Origin of the sequence: Brachybacterium rhamnosum, assembly GCF_039526185.1 — a bacterium.
Taxonomy (GTDB): Bacteria; Actinomycetota; Actinomycetes; order Actinomycetales; family Dermabacteraceae; genus Brachybacterium; species Brachybacterium rhamnosum.
Genome location: NZ_BAAAIS010000006.1, coordinates 34,068 through 48,671 on the forward strand (window position 1 = coordinate 34,068; position 14,604 = coordinate 48,671).

The window sequence follows — 14,604 nt, forward strand, 5'->3', positions numbered from 1 at the left end:
TCACCCACCACTCCTCCCCGAAGCATCTGCCCGGCGCTCTCGCGCACTGCACGGAATCAGTGAGAACGATGAAACTCACCTTGCCCCCACTCCCCTCATTTTAGAACAACCGTTCGCCGATCGCCAGCATTCTCGACGACCTACCCGAGAATGTGGACGACCACCCTCGGGGGAGGAACGATCCGCGGCGTCGGCGAGGGCAGGCCGCGAGCGGCAGCAGCCCCAGGACCGTGGATGGCGGCGACCTCGAGACCGGCTATACCGCATCGATCATCATGTGACCGGCAGTAATGGTGGCCAGCCCGCTCCCCCATCGCAGCGCCCACCACCTCGGGCCCACCCTCAGCGCCACCTCCATCCCCCCACCCTCACGCGTCAATGCGAACGCCAAGAATGTGGATAACCTGCCACTGTGGAGTAAAGGCCATCATTGGCTCCTGGCGAAACACCAAGCCCGTCTTTCACGGCCGTTCGAGCCGTTCCCGCCGACCACCGCCGCCCCCGCCGGCTCCTCCGGCAGGCTCGCCGCCCACCCATCCCCACCCTCAGGTGACGCGACATGAACGCTTATGTTGGTCATCGTTTGCTCTTATGCCTTCATCGCCCCCACCATGGACGGCGATCACTTCCGACCTCAAGGAGCCAGCGTGACGACCACCGCGCCCACCGGGCTGAACCCGCACCTCACCGACCTCGCCGCCCGGCTGCGCGCCGAGATCGGCGAGGACGCCGTGATCACGGAGCCCGAGGAGCGCTACGCGGGGGACACGGCCGTCCGCGCCGAGGCCGGGACCGAGTTCCTGCTCGTCCTGCCCCGCGACACCGCGGGGGTCCAGGCGACCCTGCGCGCCGCGCACGAGACGGGCACCGTCGTCGTGCCCCGCGGCTCCGGCTCCGGCCTCTCCGGCGGCGCCGTCCCCTCGCACGGCGCGATCGTGCTGGGCCTCGAGCGGCTCACCGCGATCCGCGAGATCGACCCGCTCGACGAGGTCGCCGTGGTCGAGGCGGGCGTCATCACCGCGGACCTCTCCGCCGCGCTGGCCCCGCACGGCTTCTTCTACGCTCCGGACCCGGCGAGCGCGCGGCTCTCGAGCATCGGCGGCAACATCGCCACCAACGCGGGCGGGCTGCACTGCGCGAAGTACGGCGTGACCCGCGAGTCGGTGCTCGCCCTCGAGGCGGTCCTCGCCGACGGCACGCTCCTGCGCACCGGCCACCGCTCGATCAAGGGCGTCACGGGCCTGGACCTCACGCAGCTGCTCATCGGCTCGGAGGGCACGCTCGCCGTGGTCACCGCCGCGACGGTGCGGATCCGCCCGCTTCCCGTCGCCCGCCGCACCCTGCTCGCCCGCTTCCCGTCGACGACCGCCGCCGCGGCCGGGGTCAACGCGATCTCGCTGAGCCCCGTGCGGCCCGCCGCGACGGAGCTGCTGGACGCGGCGACGCTGCACGACATCGACGCGAACGCGGGGTCCCGGATCGCCGAGGGCGACACGACGATCCTGCTCATCGAGCTCGACGGCTACGGCGTCGAGGAGCAGACCACGGACCTCACCGCGGCGCTCACCGTCGCCGGGGCGACCCTGCGCGTGATCGAGGACGAGACGGAGGCGGAGCACCTGTGGGAGCTGCGCCGCTCGGGCCGCGGATCGGGCGCCGGCGGGCACCGCCTGGGTGAGGACGTCGCGGTGCCGAAGTCCCAGCTGGGCGCCGTCTTCGCGGAGCTCGCGGAGATCGGCGCCCGCCACGGCGTGCAGACCTCCGCCGTCGCCCACGCGGGAGATGGCAACCTCCACCCGAGCCTCGCCCTGCCCTCCGCCCCGGAGGACGTGCCCGGGCAGCTCCCGCCCGCGATCCTCGCCGCCGCGGACGACCTCGTCCGGGCCGCGATCGACCTGGGCGGCACGATCAGCGGCGAGCACGGCATCGGCACCGCCAAGCGCGGCTGGCTCGACCTCGAGCTCCCCACCCCCTCCCGCGACCTGCAGCGCCGCCTGAAGGACGCCTTCGATCCCCGCCACCTGCTGAACCCCGGGAAGGCCCTGTGATGACCACGACCTCGACCGCCCCCGCCCGCCTCTCCCCCGAGCGCCTCGCCGGCGGACTCCTCTCCGCGCTCGGCGCGCGGGAGGACCGCTCGCGCGGCTTCGGCAAGGCCGCGGGAGCGCTGCCCGGGGCCGTCCCGCTGCTGGGCGGCGCCCCGAGCGCGGACGCCCTCCCCCTCGACGCGATCCGCCGTGCCACCGCCGCGCTCACCGAGGACCCGCAGGCCCTCGTCGCCGCGCTGCAGTACAACGTGACACCGGGGATCACCCCGCTGCGCGAGTGGATCGCGGAGCGCGAGGGCGTGGACGCGAGCCGCGTGCTCATCACCAACGGCGCCTTCCACGGCCTGTCCCTCGTGTTCGACGCGCTGCTGGACCGCGGCGACCGGATCGTCGTCGAGGACCCCACCTACCCGCTGATCTTCCGCGACCTCCAGCACCACGAGGTCGAGGTGCTCCCGCTCGCGCTCGGCGAGGACGGGTTCGACATCGACGCCCTCGAGGCCCGGCTCGAGGCGGGCGCGCGCCCCAAGCTCCTCTACACGGTCCCCGACTTCCACAACCCGACGGGCTTCGTCACCCCGGCGGCGCAGCGCGAGCGGCTCACGGAGCTCGCGGAGCGCTACGGCTTCGTCATCGTCTCCGACAACGCCTACGCGGGCCTCGGCTTCCCCGGCGTCGAGGTGCCCGCGGACTACGACCTCGGATCCGAGCTCGTGGTGCACGTGCGGACCTTCTCGAAGGTCCTCGGACCGGGGTTGCGGCTCGGCTATCTCGTGCTCCCCACCTGGCTCGTCGGCCCCGCGACGCGTCTGCGCGCGAACCAGGACCAGCACTCCTCGGTGCTCGTGCAGTCCGTCGTCGAGCGGATCGTCGGCGCGGGCGACCATGCCCCGCTCGACGGCGGCCTCGACGGCATCGCGGACCGCGCCCGGGCCGCCTACGCCGACCGCTTCGACCTGGTCGCGGGGCTGCTCGACGCGGCCCTCCCCGGCGGGGTCACGGTGGACCATCGAAGCGGCGGGATCTTCCTGTGGGCGCGCGTGGAGGACGAGGGCGTGGACCTCGCCGCCGCGCAGCAGCTGGCCCGCACCCGCTTCGGGACCGATGCCGTGCTCGGCCGCTTCTTCTTCCTCGAGGAGGGCACGGAGGATCGCGGCCGTCTGCGGATCGGTATCAGCCACCTCCCCGAGGACGGCCTGCGCACCGGCGTCGAGCGGCTCGTCGGCGCCCTCACCTCCCCCGAGGCGCGGCGATGACCCGGACCTCCCGGCGCCATCTCCTGCAGGGCCTCGGGGCCGGGGCCCTGGGCCTCGCCGCGCTCCCCCTCGCCGGCTGCGCGGTCGACGCCGCACAGGCCGACGGCGGCGCCGACGCGCAGGACCAGGAGCTCAGCTTCCTCATCTCCAACCTCGACGGCGGCTGGGTGCCCTCCAAGAGCGCCATCTCGAGCTACGAGGCGAACGTGTGGCAGCAGCTCACGGACAAGCTCGTGCACACCGATCCCGAGGGGAAGGTGTCCCCGTGGATCGCCGAGTCCTGGGAGCAGGACGAGGACGCGACCGCGTACGTGCTGCATCTCCGGGACGGCGTCACCTTCTCCGACGGCACGCCGCTGGACGCGGAGGCCGTCGTCGCGAACATCCAGGCCTGGGCCGTCGGCCGGCCCGAGGAGGGGCTCGCCCGGGTGGGCCTGTTCCCGGGCAGCACCTTCGAGGCCGCGGAGGCCGTGGACGCGCGGACCGTGCGGGTCACCTTCACCGCGCCGACCCTCTCCTTCCTGCCGACCCTCGGCTACCACGGCTGCCAGCTCATGGCCCCGTCGAGCCTCGCCGGCTCCCTCGAGCAGCAGTCCGACCTCGCCTTCCAGATCGGCTCGGGCCCCTTCGTGCTGGGCTCCTGGGCCGCCGGGGACCATGTGCGCCTCGTGCGCCGCGAGGACTACGACTGGGCGCCCGAGGTGCTCGGCGCGAGCGGACCGGCGAGCCTCGCCGCGATCACCTTCACGGTGCTCCCGGACGACACGCTGCGCGCCTCCGCCGCGCGCGCCCACCAGACCGACGTCTCCTACAACGTGAACCCGCAGGTGCTGGACTCCTTCACGGAGGCCGGCTTCCACATCGAGGTGCCCCGCTACCTCGGCTTCGTGCACGGCTACAACCTCCGCACCGACGTCGCGCCGTTCGACGACGTGCGCGTGCGGCAGGCGTTCACGCGCGGCATCGACCGGGCGGAGATCCTGCGGACCGTCTTCACCGACGCCTGGGAGCCGGCGACGAGCTGGCTGCAGTCCGGCGTCCCCGAGGCCACGGACCTCACGGACCTCTTCTCCTACGACCCGGAGCTCGCGGCGTCCCTGCTCGACGAGGCCGGGTGGACGCAGCGCGACGCCGACGGCTTCCGCACGAAGGACGGCGTGCAGCTCGGCTTCACGATCTACCCCACCCCGTACCTCACCGGCTCCGTCCCCGAGGCGGAGCTGATCGGTCAGCACCTGGGCCGGCTCGGGATCCATGTGCGCACGCAGAAGCTCGACATCCCCACCTGGGGCGAGCGCGTCACCAACGACCCGACGCAGGGCGTCGCCGAGGTGACCCGCAGCTTCGTGGACGTCGGCACGGTCGCCGGGGTCGTGACCGACGAGGGCGAGGACTGGTTCGCCGTCGGCTCCTCCGACGCGGAGCTCGTGCGGCTCCGGGACGAGGTCGCGGGCGCCGTCTCCCGCGAGGAGCGCGCCGGCGTGGTCGACGAGCTGTCCCGGCACGTGCTCGAGCAGGCCTACTTCATCCCCCTGGAGCAGAACGTGCAGCGCATCTACGTGCAGACCCCGGGTCTGAGCGGCATCACCTTCAACGCCGTCGCGATCCCCTCGTACCACGCCGCCACGAAGGAGCCCTCATGAGCACCGCGGCCACCCTACCCCGCCGGGCCGCGGCGCCGTCGGCAGCCTCCGCCCGCCGCTACGCCGCCTTCGCCGCGCGCCGCACCGGCCAGGCGCTGATCGTCGTCGTCCTCGCCTACGTGCTCGTGTTCCTCGTGCTCGCCGCGATCCCGGGCGACCCGATCTCCGCGCAGCTGGACAGCCCGCAGGCCGGGTACACCGACGCGGAGAAGGCGCAGATCCGCTCCTTCCACGGCCTCGACCGGCCCGTCCTCGTGCAGCTGCTGATCTCGCTCGGCAATGCGGTGCGCGGGGACCTGGGGCTGTCTCTGTCCACCTCGCAGCCGGTCACCGCGGTGCTCGGCGCCGCGATCCCCTCGACGCTGGCCCTCGCCGTCACGGCGCTCGTGCTCGCGGTGCTCATCGCGGCCGTGCTGGGTCTGCTCTCGCGGCTGCTGCCCGAGGGGCCGCTGAACGGGTTCGTGCGCGCCCTGCCCACGGTGTTCCTCTCGACCCCGAACTTCCTCATCGGCCTCGTGCTGATCCAGGTGCTCGCCGTGAACCTGGGACTGTTCAGCCTCGTGGACCCGGACAGCGCGGGCTCGACGCTCGCCGCGGCGCTGACCCTCGCGATCCCCGTCTCCGCGCAGATCGCGCAGGTGCTCATCACCGCGCTCGACGACTCCGCCGGCCAGGACTACGCGGAGGTCGCCGTCTCGCGCGGCCTGCCGCCCGCGCAGGTGGTGCTGCGGCACCTGCTGCGCCCGTCCCTGCTGCCCACTGTGACCGTCGTCGGCCTCGTGCTCGGCGAGGTGCTGGGTGGCTCGCTCATCACCGAGACGATCTTCGGCCGCACGGGCGTCGGGACGGTCGTGCAGAAGGCGGTCGCCGCGCAGGACGTCCCCGTGCTGCTCGTCGCCGTGGTGCTCTCCGCCGCCGTGTTCGTCGTCGTGAACCTCGTGATCGACCTGCTGTACCCGCTGCTGGACCCGCGGCTGCGCGGGACGGAGGGAACCCGATGACCGCGACCGCACTGACCACCGGGCCGCTCGCCGCGGCCCGCCCGCGCGCTCTCGCCCGCCGACGACCGCCCGTGACGGTGATCCTGTCCGTCGCGGTGATCCTGCTGGTCCTCGCCTGGTCGCTCGTGCCGGGCCTGTTCACCCGCCACGACCCGGCGCTCGGCGTGCCGGACGACAAGTTCACCGCACCCGGCGGGCAGTACTGGCTGGGCACCGACCACCTGGGGCGGGACCTGCTCACGCGGATCATCCACGGCTCCGCCTCCTCGATGACGAGCGCATTGATCGCGGTCGCCATCGGTGTGGTCGTGGGCGGCGTGCTGGGCCTGCTCTCGGGCTACCTCGGCGGCTGGGTGGACGCGGTCGTGGGCCGCGTCGTCGAGGTGCTGCTCGCGATCCCCGGCTTCCTGCTCGCCGTGGTCGTCGTGACGGCGCTCGGCTACGACACCCGCAACGCCGCGATCGCGACGGGCGTCTCCGCGGTCGCCGTGTTCGCCCGGCTCATGCGGGCGGAGGTGCTGCGGGTGCGCACGAGCGTGTTCATCGAGGCGGCGCGCGTGAACGGCGGCTCCTCCGCGTACGTGCTGCTGCGGCACGTGCTGCCCAATGCGCTGCGGCCCGTCGTGTCCCTCGCGATCCTGCAGTTCGGCGTCGCGATCCTCGTGATCGCCGGGCTCGCGTTCCTCGGCTACGGGGATCCGCCCCCGGCCTCCGACTGGGGTCTGCTCGTCTCCGACGGCCGCGAGCATCTCCTGCACGCCCCGTGGCTCGTGATCGCCCCGGGTCTCGTCATCGCCGTCGTCGTGCTGTCCGTGAGCCGCATCAGCCGCTGGCTGGATCAGGGGAGGAACCGATGAGCATTCTCGAGCACACACAGGGCAGCACCGACGGAACGGTCCCGGAGCCTGCGCCGCCCGTCCCGCTGCTGCAGGTGAGCGGTCTGAGCGTCGCCTACGGGGACACCGACGTCGTGCACGACGTCTCGTTCTCCGTGGCCGAGGGCTCGGCGCTCGCGCTGATCGGCGAGTCGGGCTCAGGCAAGTCGACGATCGCGCGGGCCGTGCTACGGCTGCTCGGCTCCCGCCGCGCCCGCGTCGACGGCTCGATCGCCGTGCAGGGCCGTGAGCTCACGGGCCTGCGCGAGGCGGAGTTCCTGCCGCTGCGCGGCCGCGTGCTGGGCTTCGTCCCGCAGGATCCGGGCTCCTCGCTGAACCCGGTGCGCTCGATCGGCGCGCAGGCCCTCGAGGCGGCGGCGCTCGTGCCCGGAGCGCGTCGCCGCGCGGACCGCGAGGCGCTCGTGCGCGGCGCGCTCGAGCGGGTGGGGCTGCCGGACCCGCAGCGGATCATCGACTCCTTCCCCCATCAGCTCTCCGGCGGGCAGCTGCAGCGGGTGCTCATCGCGCTCGCGATCCTGCCCGGGCCGCGGCTGCTCGTGGCCGACGAACCGACCTCCGCCCTCGACGTCACCGTGCAGAAGCAGATCCTCGACCTGCTCGACGACCTGCGCCGCGAGCTCGGGATCGGGGTCCTGCTGATCACGCACGACCTCGCGATCGCGGCCGCCCGGGCGGAGGAGGTCGTCGTGCTGCAGGACGGCTCCGTCCAGGAGGCGGGGCCGACGGCGCAGGTGTTCACCGCGCCCCGCTCGACGTACACGCGGGCCCTGCAGGCGGACGTCCCCGGCCTGAACCCGGACCGCTTCGCGGGGCTGCGCGCGGAGCGGGACGAACGGCACCCGCTCACGGGCGACGCCTTCCGCACCGATGCGCCGCAGGTGCAGGTCTCCGACGTCTCCCGCACCTTCCGCAGCCGTGACCGCGAGGTGCGGGCGCTGGACGGCGTCTCCTTCGCGATCCCCCGCGGCCGCACCCACGCCCTCGTGGGCGAGTCCGGCTCGGGGAAGTCCACGGCGGCCCGCGCCCTGCTGGGCCTCGAGACCGTGGACGCGGGGAGCCTCGCCGTGGGCGGTCGCGCGGTCGATCCGACGGACCGACGGGCGCTGCGCGAGGTGCGCCGTCACCTGCAGATCGTCCACCAGAACCCCTTCACCTCCCTGGACCCGCGCTTCACCGTGGAGCGGATCGTCCGCGAGCCGCTGGACCTGTACCGCGTGAGCGACCGCGCCGAGCGGGAGGAGCGCGCCGCCTGGGCGCTCGAGGCGGTGCGCCTGCCCGAGGCGCTGCGCTCCCGGCGACCGGGCACACTCTCCGGCGGGCAGCGCCAGCGCGTCGCGATCGCCCGGGCCCTCGCCCTGCGGCCGGACGTCCTCGTGCTCGACGAGCCAACGAGCGCCCTTGACGTGACCGTGCAGGCGGGGATCCTCGAGGTGCTCCTCACCCTGCAGCGGGACCTGGGCCTGACCTACCTGTTCATCTCCCACGACCTCGGCGTGGTGCGCCAGTTCGCGGACACCCTCACGGTGCTGCGCCGCGGCGAGGTCGTCGAGGCGGGTACCGTCGACCGGGTGCTCTCGGATCCGCGCGAGGAGTACACGCGCCAGCTCATCAACTCGATCCCCGCCCGCCGGGACACGACGGAGGTGCCCGCATGACCGCCACCGATCAGGGACGGACGCTCCTGCGGGACGGCCGCACCCTGACCTGGGAGCGCACCAGCTGGGACGATCCGCGCGGCGAGGCCCTGCGCACCGCGATGGACGCGGAGATCGGCCCCCGGTACGCGACCCTGCGCGGGGACAGCCCCCGCCCGGCGCCGCCCACCACGGAGGACGTCGCCTTCCTGCTGCTCGCCCTCGTGGACGGCGAGGTCGCCGCGACGGGCACCCTGCGCCGGCTCCCGGACCGCTGGGAGGTCAAGCGCCTGTTCATCGACGCCGGGCACCGCCGTCTGGGCCTCGCGAGCGCCGTCCTCGAGCAGCTCGAGGAGGGCGCCCGCGAGCAGGGCGCCGCGGAGCTGTTCCTGCAGACCGGGAACCGCCAGCCCGAGGCGATCGCGCTCTACGAGCGGCAGGGCTGGGAGCGCGTCCCCGTGTTCGCTCCCTACGATCCGGCCGACGGGATCAGCGTCTGCTTCCGGAAGCCGCTCCCCGCCTGAGGACCGCCTCGAGGGGGGCAGGATCTGCGGCATAGACCGGCTCGATCTCGGCGCGCGGGCGCCCGTACAGGGTGTAGGCGTCCAGGGCCGTGCGCGCTCCGAGCGGCCCGGCGAGCACGGCCTGCGCCTCGGCGGCGCGGGAGTCGTGCTCGGTCGCGGTGCGATGGTGCGCGGCGAAGGGCTCCCGCGCGGTGACGGCCACGTCGAGGTCGCTCCACCCGTCGAGCAGCTCCGGCGCGGTCACCGAGCCGTAGGGGACGACGTCACCGGGGACGCGCTCGGCGAGGCGTGCGAGCAGGTCCGGCTGCCAGGAGGTCATGCGCCGAGGCTATGCCCCCTCACCGCTCCCCTGCCCTGGGGGGGGTCGGACTCCGGCCGGTCGCGCGGGTCAGAGTCCTCGTTCGCGTGGAAGTTCGCTCCTGCGCGCGGGAATCTCCAGGTGCAGGTCCTCGGTGTCCCGTGACCAGAGCCGGTCTCCCAGGACCTCACCGGGCGCCCGCTCGGCACGGTGCTTGGCGGCCTCGGGATCGTGGAAGGGATCGTCATTGGTGATGCGTGTCGGCACCTGCACCTCCTCCATCGGCTGATCCCGAGCACCATAGCCACGCCGGGTACGGTCCGTCGACGGGTGCGGCCCGGCGCTCAGCCCAGCAGCTCCGCGACCGCGGCGTCGGAGGCGGCGAGCGCGCCCCGGTCGAAGGTCGATCCGGAGGCGAGGACCTCGTCGGCCCCGGTCGCCTCGACCAGGCGCTCGACCCGCGGGCGCAGGGTCGCGGCGGATCCCGCCCAGGCGGTCGCGAGGCCCTGCTCGACCCGGGAGGCCTCGCGAGCGGTGAGGTCGCGGGCGCGGATCGTCGCCGGGTCCTCGAGCGGCGGGAACTCGCCGGTCACGCGGGAGGCGACCATCGCCCAGATCTCCGGGAGGGCGAGCTCGCGGGCCTCGGCGTCGGTGCTCGCGACGAGCAGGTCCATCGAGAGCATGACGTGCGGCGTGCTGCCCCGGTGGGGGCGGAAGCCGCGGCGGTAGGCGCCGACCTGCGCGCCGAGGTCCTCGCTGTGGAGGATCGGCCCGCCGATGACGACGCCGAGGCCCAGCTGCGCCGCCGTGGTGAGGCCCGCTCCGGTCGCGAGCAGGTGCAGCGGCGGCGGCGTCGCGGCGGCCGGGCGGGCGGTGATCGGGCCGTCCCCGGCGAGGAGGTCCCGCACCTGCTCGACCTCGCGGGCGAACTCCTCGGGGCTCGCGGCGTCACGGCCCAGGGCATCCCGCACCGGGGCGGTGAAGCCGAGCGAGCGCCCCAGCCCCAGGTCCACGCGGCCCGGCGTGAGCGCCTCGAGCAGCAGGAACTGCTCGGCGACCACGAGCGGCCGGTGGTTGGGGAGCATGACGCCGCCGGAGCCCAGGCGGATCCTCGAGGTGCGCTGGCCGATCGCGGCGAGCAGCACCGCCGGGGCGGGGCTCGCGATGCCCGGCACGGCATGGTGCTCGGCGACCCAGAAGCGGCGGTAGCCGAGCGCCTCCGCGGCCACGGCCCGCTCGATGCTGTGCCCGGGCGCCGCCTGCTCGGGCAGGTCGGAGCGCGTACGGGTGCGATCGAGGAGGGACAGTTCCACGGCATCCGCAACGCCGCGACCCCCGCGTCTCTTCCCGCTCCGGGGCCTCCGGGCGGGTGATCCATCCCCCTCCTCCAAGCTCCGCCACGGCGCCCGGGACGTGGCTAGGCTCGCGCCATGAGCACGCCCCACGTCCCCCTGTCGATCCTCGATCTGGTCCCCCTCAGCGAGGGGCAGGACGCCCGCGAGGGGATCGCCGTCTCGATGCGCGCCGCGCAGGCCGCAGACCGCTCCGGCTACTCCCGCTACTGGTACGCCGAGCACCACAACACGGAGTCCCTCGCCTCGAGCGCCACGAGCCTGCTGATCGACCGCGCCGCCTCCCTCACCGAGCGGATCCGGGTGGGCTCCGGCGGGATCATGCTCCCCAACCACTCCCCGCTCGCCGTCATCGAGCAGTTCGGCACGCTCGTCCAGTTCCACGGCGACCGGATCGACCTGGGCCTGGGCCGCGCGCCCGGCACCGACCAGTACACGGCGCAGCTGCTGGCCCGCACCTCCGCGGAGCCCGGCGCCTTCGTCGCCGCCGTCGAGCAGATGCGCGACTGGTCCCAGGCCGAGCCGAGCGGCCGCCTGCCGATCCGCGCCGGCGTCGCCGAGGGCACCGACGTGCCCATGTGGATCCTCGGCTCCACGACCAACGGCGCCCGGCTCGCCGCACAGCTGGGGATGCCCTTCTCCGTCGCCTCGCACTTCGCGCCCTTCCAGTACCTCGACGCGCTGCGCGTGTACCGCGAGAGCTTCAGCGCCACCCAGAGCGAGGCCGCGCAGATCGACGCGCCGCGCACGATGGTCGGCGTCAACGTCGTCATCGCGCCGACGGACGCGGAGGCGCAGCACCTGTTCACCACGAACGTGCAGCAGTTCCTCGGCATCGTCACCGGGCAGCGGATGAAGACGCAGCCGCCGCGGGACCTCGAGGGCGCCTACCCCGACCACCTCATGCAGCAGGTCGAGCAGACCCTCTCGATCCGCGCCGTCGGCTCCCCGTCGAGCGTCGTCTCCCAGCTCGAGGCGATCGTCGACGCCACCGAGGCGGACGAGCTCATCGTCACCGCGAACTATTTCGACCCCGAGCACCGGATCCGCGGCATCGAGCTGCTCGCCGAGGCCTGGGGGCTCTGAGCCCGCACCCTCTCGGCACCTGCCGTCCGTGACGGCGGATGACGCCGGATGACGGCGCCCCGGTCCCGGCCGGGGCGCCGCGCGCATAAGCGCTCCATGAGCGCACTCGTCCTGCAGTCCGACTTCGGGCTCGACGACGGCGCGGTGAGCGCCATGTACGGCGTCGCCGTGGGCGTCGATCCGGGCCTGAGGATCCACGACGTCACCCACAACATCCCGCCGTACGACATCTGGGAGGGCTCCTACCGCCTCGCCCAGGTGCTCTCCTACTGGCCCGAGGGGACGGTGTTCGTCTCCGTCGTGGACCCGGGCGTCGGCTCCGACCGCCTCTCCGCCGTCGCCCGCACGGCGACCGGCCACCTCGTGGTCACCCCGGACAACGGCACCCTCACCCATCTCGACGCGATCGTCGGGATCACGGAGCTGCGGGAGATCGACGAGACCCGCCACCGTCGGCCCGGATCCGAGGAGTCCTACACCTTCCACGGGCGGGACATCTACGCCTTCACCGGCGCCCGGCTCGCCGCCGGGATCGCCGCCTTCGAGGACGTGGGCCCCGCCCTGGACCCCGCGGCCCTCGTGCGGCTGCCGATCACGGAGCCGGAGCTCGCGGACGGCCGCGTCACCGGCACGATCGACACGCTCGACGTGCGCTACGGGTCCCTGTGGACCTCGATCCCCCGCACCCTGTTCGCGCAGCTCGGCGTCGGCCCCGGCGACCGGGTCACCGTGCGCGTGCGCCACCACGACACCGTGGTCCACGCCGCGGGCGTCCGAGTCCCAGGTGCAGCGTCGGCACTGCGGGCTCCACTCCCCCCGTGCGCATGACGTCGCTGACCGCGGCGTACACCTCCGCCGGCGGGACGGGGACGACGAGGGGCTCCTGGATCTCGTCGGTCATCGGGCCATTCTGCCTGCGACCGGACCGCGCTCCTGCCCGGCACCGGCCCAGCGACGACAGCGGGCCCCGACCCTCCGGAGAGGATCGGGGCCCGCTGTGCGCTCGGGTCGAGCGGCAGGTGATCAGCCGTGGGGCTGGATCACATCATGCCGCCCATGCCCCCCATGCCGCCCATCTCGTCGCCACCGGCGGGAGCCTTGACGGGCTCCGGCTTGTCGGCCACGACGGCCTCGGTGGTGAGGAACAGGCCCGCGATGGACGCCGCGTTCTGCAGCGCGGAGCGGGTGACCTTGACGGGGTCGATGATGCCGGCGACGAGGAGGTCCTCGTACTCGCCGGTCGCGGCGTTGAGGCCCTGGCCCACGGGGAGGCTCTTGACCTTCTCCGCGACGACGCCGCCCTCGAGCCCGCCGTTGACGGCGATCTGCTTGAGCGGGGCCTCGATCGCGATCTTCACGATCTTGGCGCCGGTCGCCTCGTCACCGGTGAGGGTGAGCTTGTCGAAGGTGTCCTTGCCGGCCTGCAGCAGGGCCACGCCGCCACCGGCGACGACGCCCTCCTCGACGGCCGCCTTCGCGTTGCGCACGGCGTCCTCGATGCGGTGCTTGCGCTCCTTGAGCTCGACCTCGGTCGCGGCACCGGCCTTGATGACGGCCACGCCGCCGGCCAGCTTCGCGAGGCGCTCCTGGAGCTTCTCACGGTCGTAGTCCGAATCGGAGTTCTCGATCTCGGTGCGGATCTGCTTCACACGGCCGGCGATGCGGTCGGCGTCGCCGGAGCCCTCGACGATGGTGGTCTCGTCCTTGGTGACGACGATCTTGCGGGCCTGGCCGAGCAGCTCGAGGCCGGCGGTCTCGAGGCTGAGGCCCACCTCCTCGGAGATGACCTGGCCGCCGGTGAGGATCGCCATGTCCTCGAGCATCGCCTTGCGGCGGTCGCCGAAGCCGGGGGCCTTGACGGCCACGGACTTGAAGGAGCCCTTGAGCTTGTTGACGACGAGCACGGCGAGAGCCTCGGCCTCGACGTCCTCGGCGATGATCGCGAGGGGCTTGCCGGACTGGATGACCTTCTCCAGCAGCGGGAGGAGGTCCTTGACGGCGGAGACCTTGGAGGAGAGCAGGAGGATGTAGGGATCCTCGAGCACGGCCTCCTGGCGGTCGGCGTCGGTGACGAAGTAGGCGGAGATGTAGCCCTTGTCGAAGCGCATGCCCTCGGTGAGCTCCAGCTCGAGGCCCATGGTGTTGGACTCCTCGACCGTGATCACGCCCTCCTTGCCGACCTTGTCGAGCGCCTCGGCGATGAGCTCGCCGATCGCCGGGTCGGCCGCGGAGATGGCGGCGGTGTTCGCGATCTGGTCCTTGGTCTCGATCTCCTTCGCCTGCGCGAGCAGGGTCTCGGAGACGGCGGCCACGGCCTTGTCGATGCCGCGCTTGAGCGCGATCGGGTTGGCGCCGGCGGCGACGTTGCGCAGGCCCTCCTTGACCAGGGCCTGGGCGAGGACGGTGGCGGTGGTGGTGCCGTCGCCCGCGACGTCGTCCGTCTTCTTGGCGACCTCCTTGACGAGCTCCGCACCGATCTTCTCGTACGGGTCGTCGAGCTCGATCTCCTTGGCGATGGAGACGCCGTCGTTGGTGATCGTGGGGGCGCCCCAGGACTTCTCGAGGACGACGTTGCGACCCTTGGGGCCGAGGGTGACCTTGACGGCGTCAGCGAGCTGGTTCATCCCGCGCTCGAGGCCGCGACGGGCCTCCTCGTCGTAAGCGATGAGCTTGGCCATGGTGGAATCTCTCCCGTGTCTGTGATGTCCACCCGATCCAGTGCCCGCGACGGACGGCATCCGACACCGTGTTCCTGTCCCACGGCGGCGGATCCCTCACGGGATCGGAATGTTCAGGGCCCGGCACGCGGAGAGCTGTCACTCCCGTGCACCGAGTGCCAGATCATCATAAGCACTCTCCCCCTGAG

At 73.1% G+C, this 14,604-nt stretch carries 13 protein-coding genes; 9 read left to right on the plus strand and 4 right to left on the minus strand.

The genetic code is table 11. The features are described 5' to 3' along the window. Nucleotides 1-647 precede the first annotated feature (647 nt). The 7 genes from ABD080_RS16230 to ABD080_RS16260 are packed head-to-tail and all read left to right on the plus strand — an operon-like array spanning nucleotide 648 to nucleotide 9,002. Nucleotides 648-2,048 (plus strand): FAD-binding oxidoreductase, encoded by a 1,401-nt coding sequence (locus tag ABD080_RS16230; protein WP_343906431.1) that lies wholly within the window; start codon nucleotides 648-650, stop codon nucleotides 2,046-2,048. After that, the gene (locus ABD080_RS16235; protein WP_343906433.1) at nucleotides 2,048-3,304 is read left to right on the plus strand and encodes an aminotransferase-like domain-containing protein; all 1,257 of its coding nucleotides are present in this window, start codon (nucleotides 2,048-2,050) and stop codon (nucleotides 3,302-3,304) included. Before ABD080_RS16230 ends, ABD080_RS16235 begins: the two co-directional genes overlap by 1 nt. Continuing rightward, nucleotides 3,301-4,947 carry an ABC transporter substrate-binding protein gene (locus ABD080_RS16240; RefSeq protein WP_343906435.1) on the plus strand — a complete coding sequence of 549 codons (1,647 nt, stop codon included), beginning with the start codon at nucleotides 3,301-3,303 and terminating at the stop codon, nucleotides 4,945-4,947. The genes ABD080_RS16235 and ABD080_RS16240 overlap by 4 nt, the downstream gene beginning before the upstream one ends. Continuing rightward, a complete protein-coding gene (locus ABD080_RS16245; RefSeq protein ID WP_343906437.1) occupies nucleotides 4,944-5,948 on the plus strand; it encodes an ABC transporter permease in 1,005 nt (334 codons plus the stop codon). The genes ABD080_RS16240 and ABD080_RS16245 overlap by 4 nt, the downstream gene beginning before the upstream one ends. Further along, nucleotides 5,945-6,805, plus strand: a complete 861-nt coding sequence (locus ABD080_RS16250; RefSeq protein ID WP_343906439.1) for an ABC transporter permease — start codon at nucleotides 5,945-5,947, stop codon at nucleotides 6,803-6,805. Before ABD080_RS16245 ends, ABD080_RS16250 begins: the two co-directional genes overlap by 4 nt. Next, nucleotides 6,802-8,499 (plus strand): dipeptide ABC transporter ATP-binding protein, encoded by a 1,698-nt coding sequence (locus tag ABD080_RS16255; RefSeq protein WP_343906441.1) that lies wholly within the window; start codon nucleotides 6,802-6,804, stop codon nucleotides 8,497-8,499. Before ABD080_RS16250 ends, ABD080_RS16255 begins: the two co-directional genes overlap by 4 nt. Then, nucleotides 8,496-9,002, plus strand: coding sequence for a GNAT family N-acetyltransferase (locus ABD080_RS16260; RefSeq protein ID WP_343906443.1), 507 nt, complete (start codon nucleotides 8,496-8,498; stop codon nucleotides 9,000-9,002). Before ABD080_RS16255 ends, ABD080_RS16260 begins: the two co-directional genes overlap by 4 nt. Here ABD080_RS16260 and ABD080_RS16265 read toward each other — a convergent pair. The 3 genes from ABD080_RS16265 to ABD080_RS16275 form a co-directional block, all read right to left on the minus strand. Beyond that, entirely contained in the window at nucleotides 8,968-9,321 is a 354-nt protein-coding gene (locus tag ABD080_RS16265) for a hypothetical protein (RefSeq protein ID WP_137771498.1), read from the minus strand. The two genes, ABD080_RS16260 and ABD080_RS16265, sit on opposite strands and share 35 nt — an antisense overlap. A gap of 69 nt (nucleotides 9,322-9,390) precedes the next feature. After that, on the minus strand, nucleotides 9,391-9,582 hold the full coding sequence (locus ABD080_RS16270; protein WP_343906446.1) for a hypothetical protein: 192 nt from the start codon (nucleotides 9,580-9,582) through the stop codon (nucleotides 9,391-9,393). Nucleotides 9,583-9,644: 62 nt separating this feature from the next. Beyond that, a complete protein-coding gene (locus ABD080_RS16275) occupies nucleotides 9,645-10,613 on the minus strand; it encodes an MsnO8 family LLM class oxidoreductase (RefSeq protein WP_343906448.1) in 969 nt (322 codons plus the stop codon). 117 nt (nucleotides 10,614-10,730) lie between these two features. Here ABD080_RS16275 and ABD080_RS16280 point away from each other — a divergent pair, with 117 nt between their 5' ends. Further along, complete coding sequence (locus tag ABD080_RS16280) at nucleotides 10,731-11,738, plus strand: LLM class flavin-dependent oxidoreductase (RefSeq protein WP_137771501.1); 1,008 nt, start codon at nucleotides 10,731-10,733, stop codon at nucleotides 11,736-11,738. A gap of 96 nt (nucleotides 11,739-11,834) precedes the next feature. Further along, on the plus strand, nucleotides 11,835-12,566 hold the full coding sequence (locus ABD080_RS16285; RefSeq protein ID WP_343906451.1) for an SAM hydrolase/SAM-dependent halogenase family protein: 732 nt from the start codon (nucleotides 11,835-11,837) through the stop codon (nucleotides 12,564-12,566). A gap of 212 nt (nucleotides 12,567-12,778) precedes the next feature. On the opposite strand, the gene groL is transcribed toward ABD080_RS16285, so the two are convergent. Next, a complete protein-coding gene (gene groL, locus ABD080_RS16290; protein ID WP_343906453.1) occupies nucleotides 12,779-14,416 on the minus strand; it encodes a chaperonin GroEL in 1,638 nt (545 codons plus the stop codon). Nucleotides 14,417-14,604 lie beyond the last annotated feature (188 nt).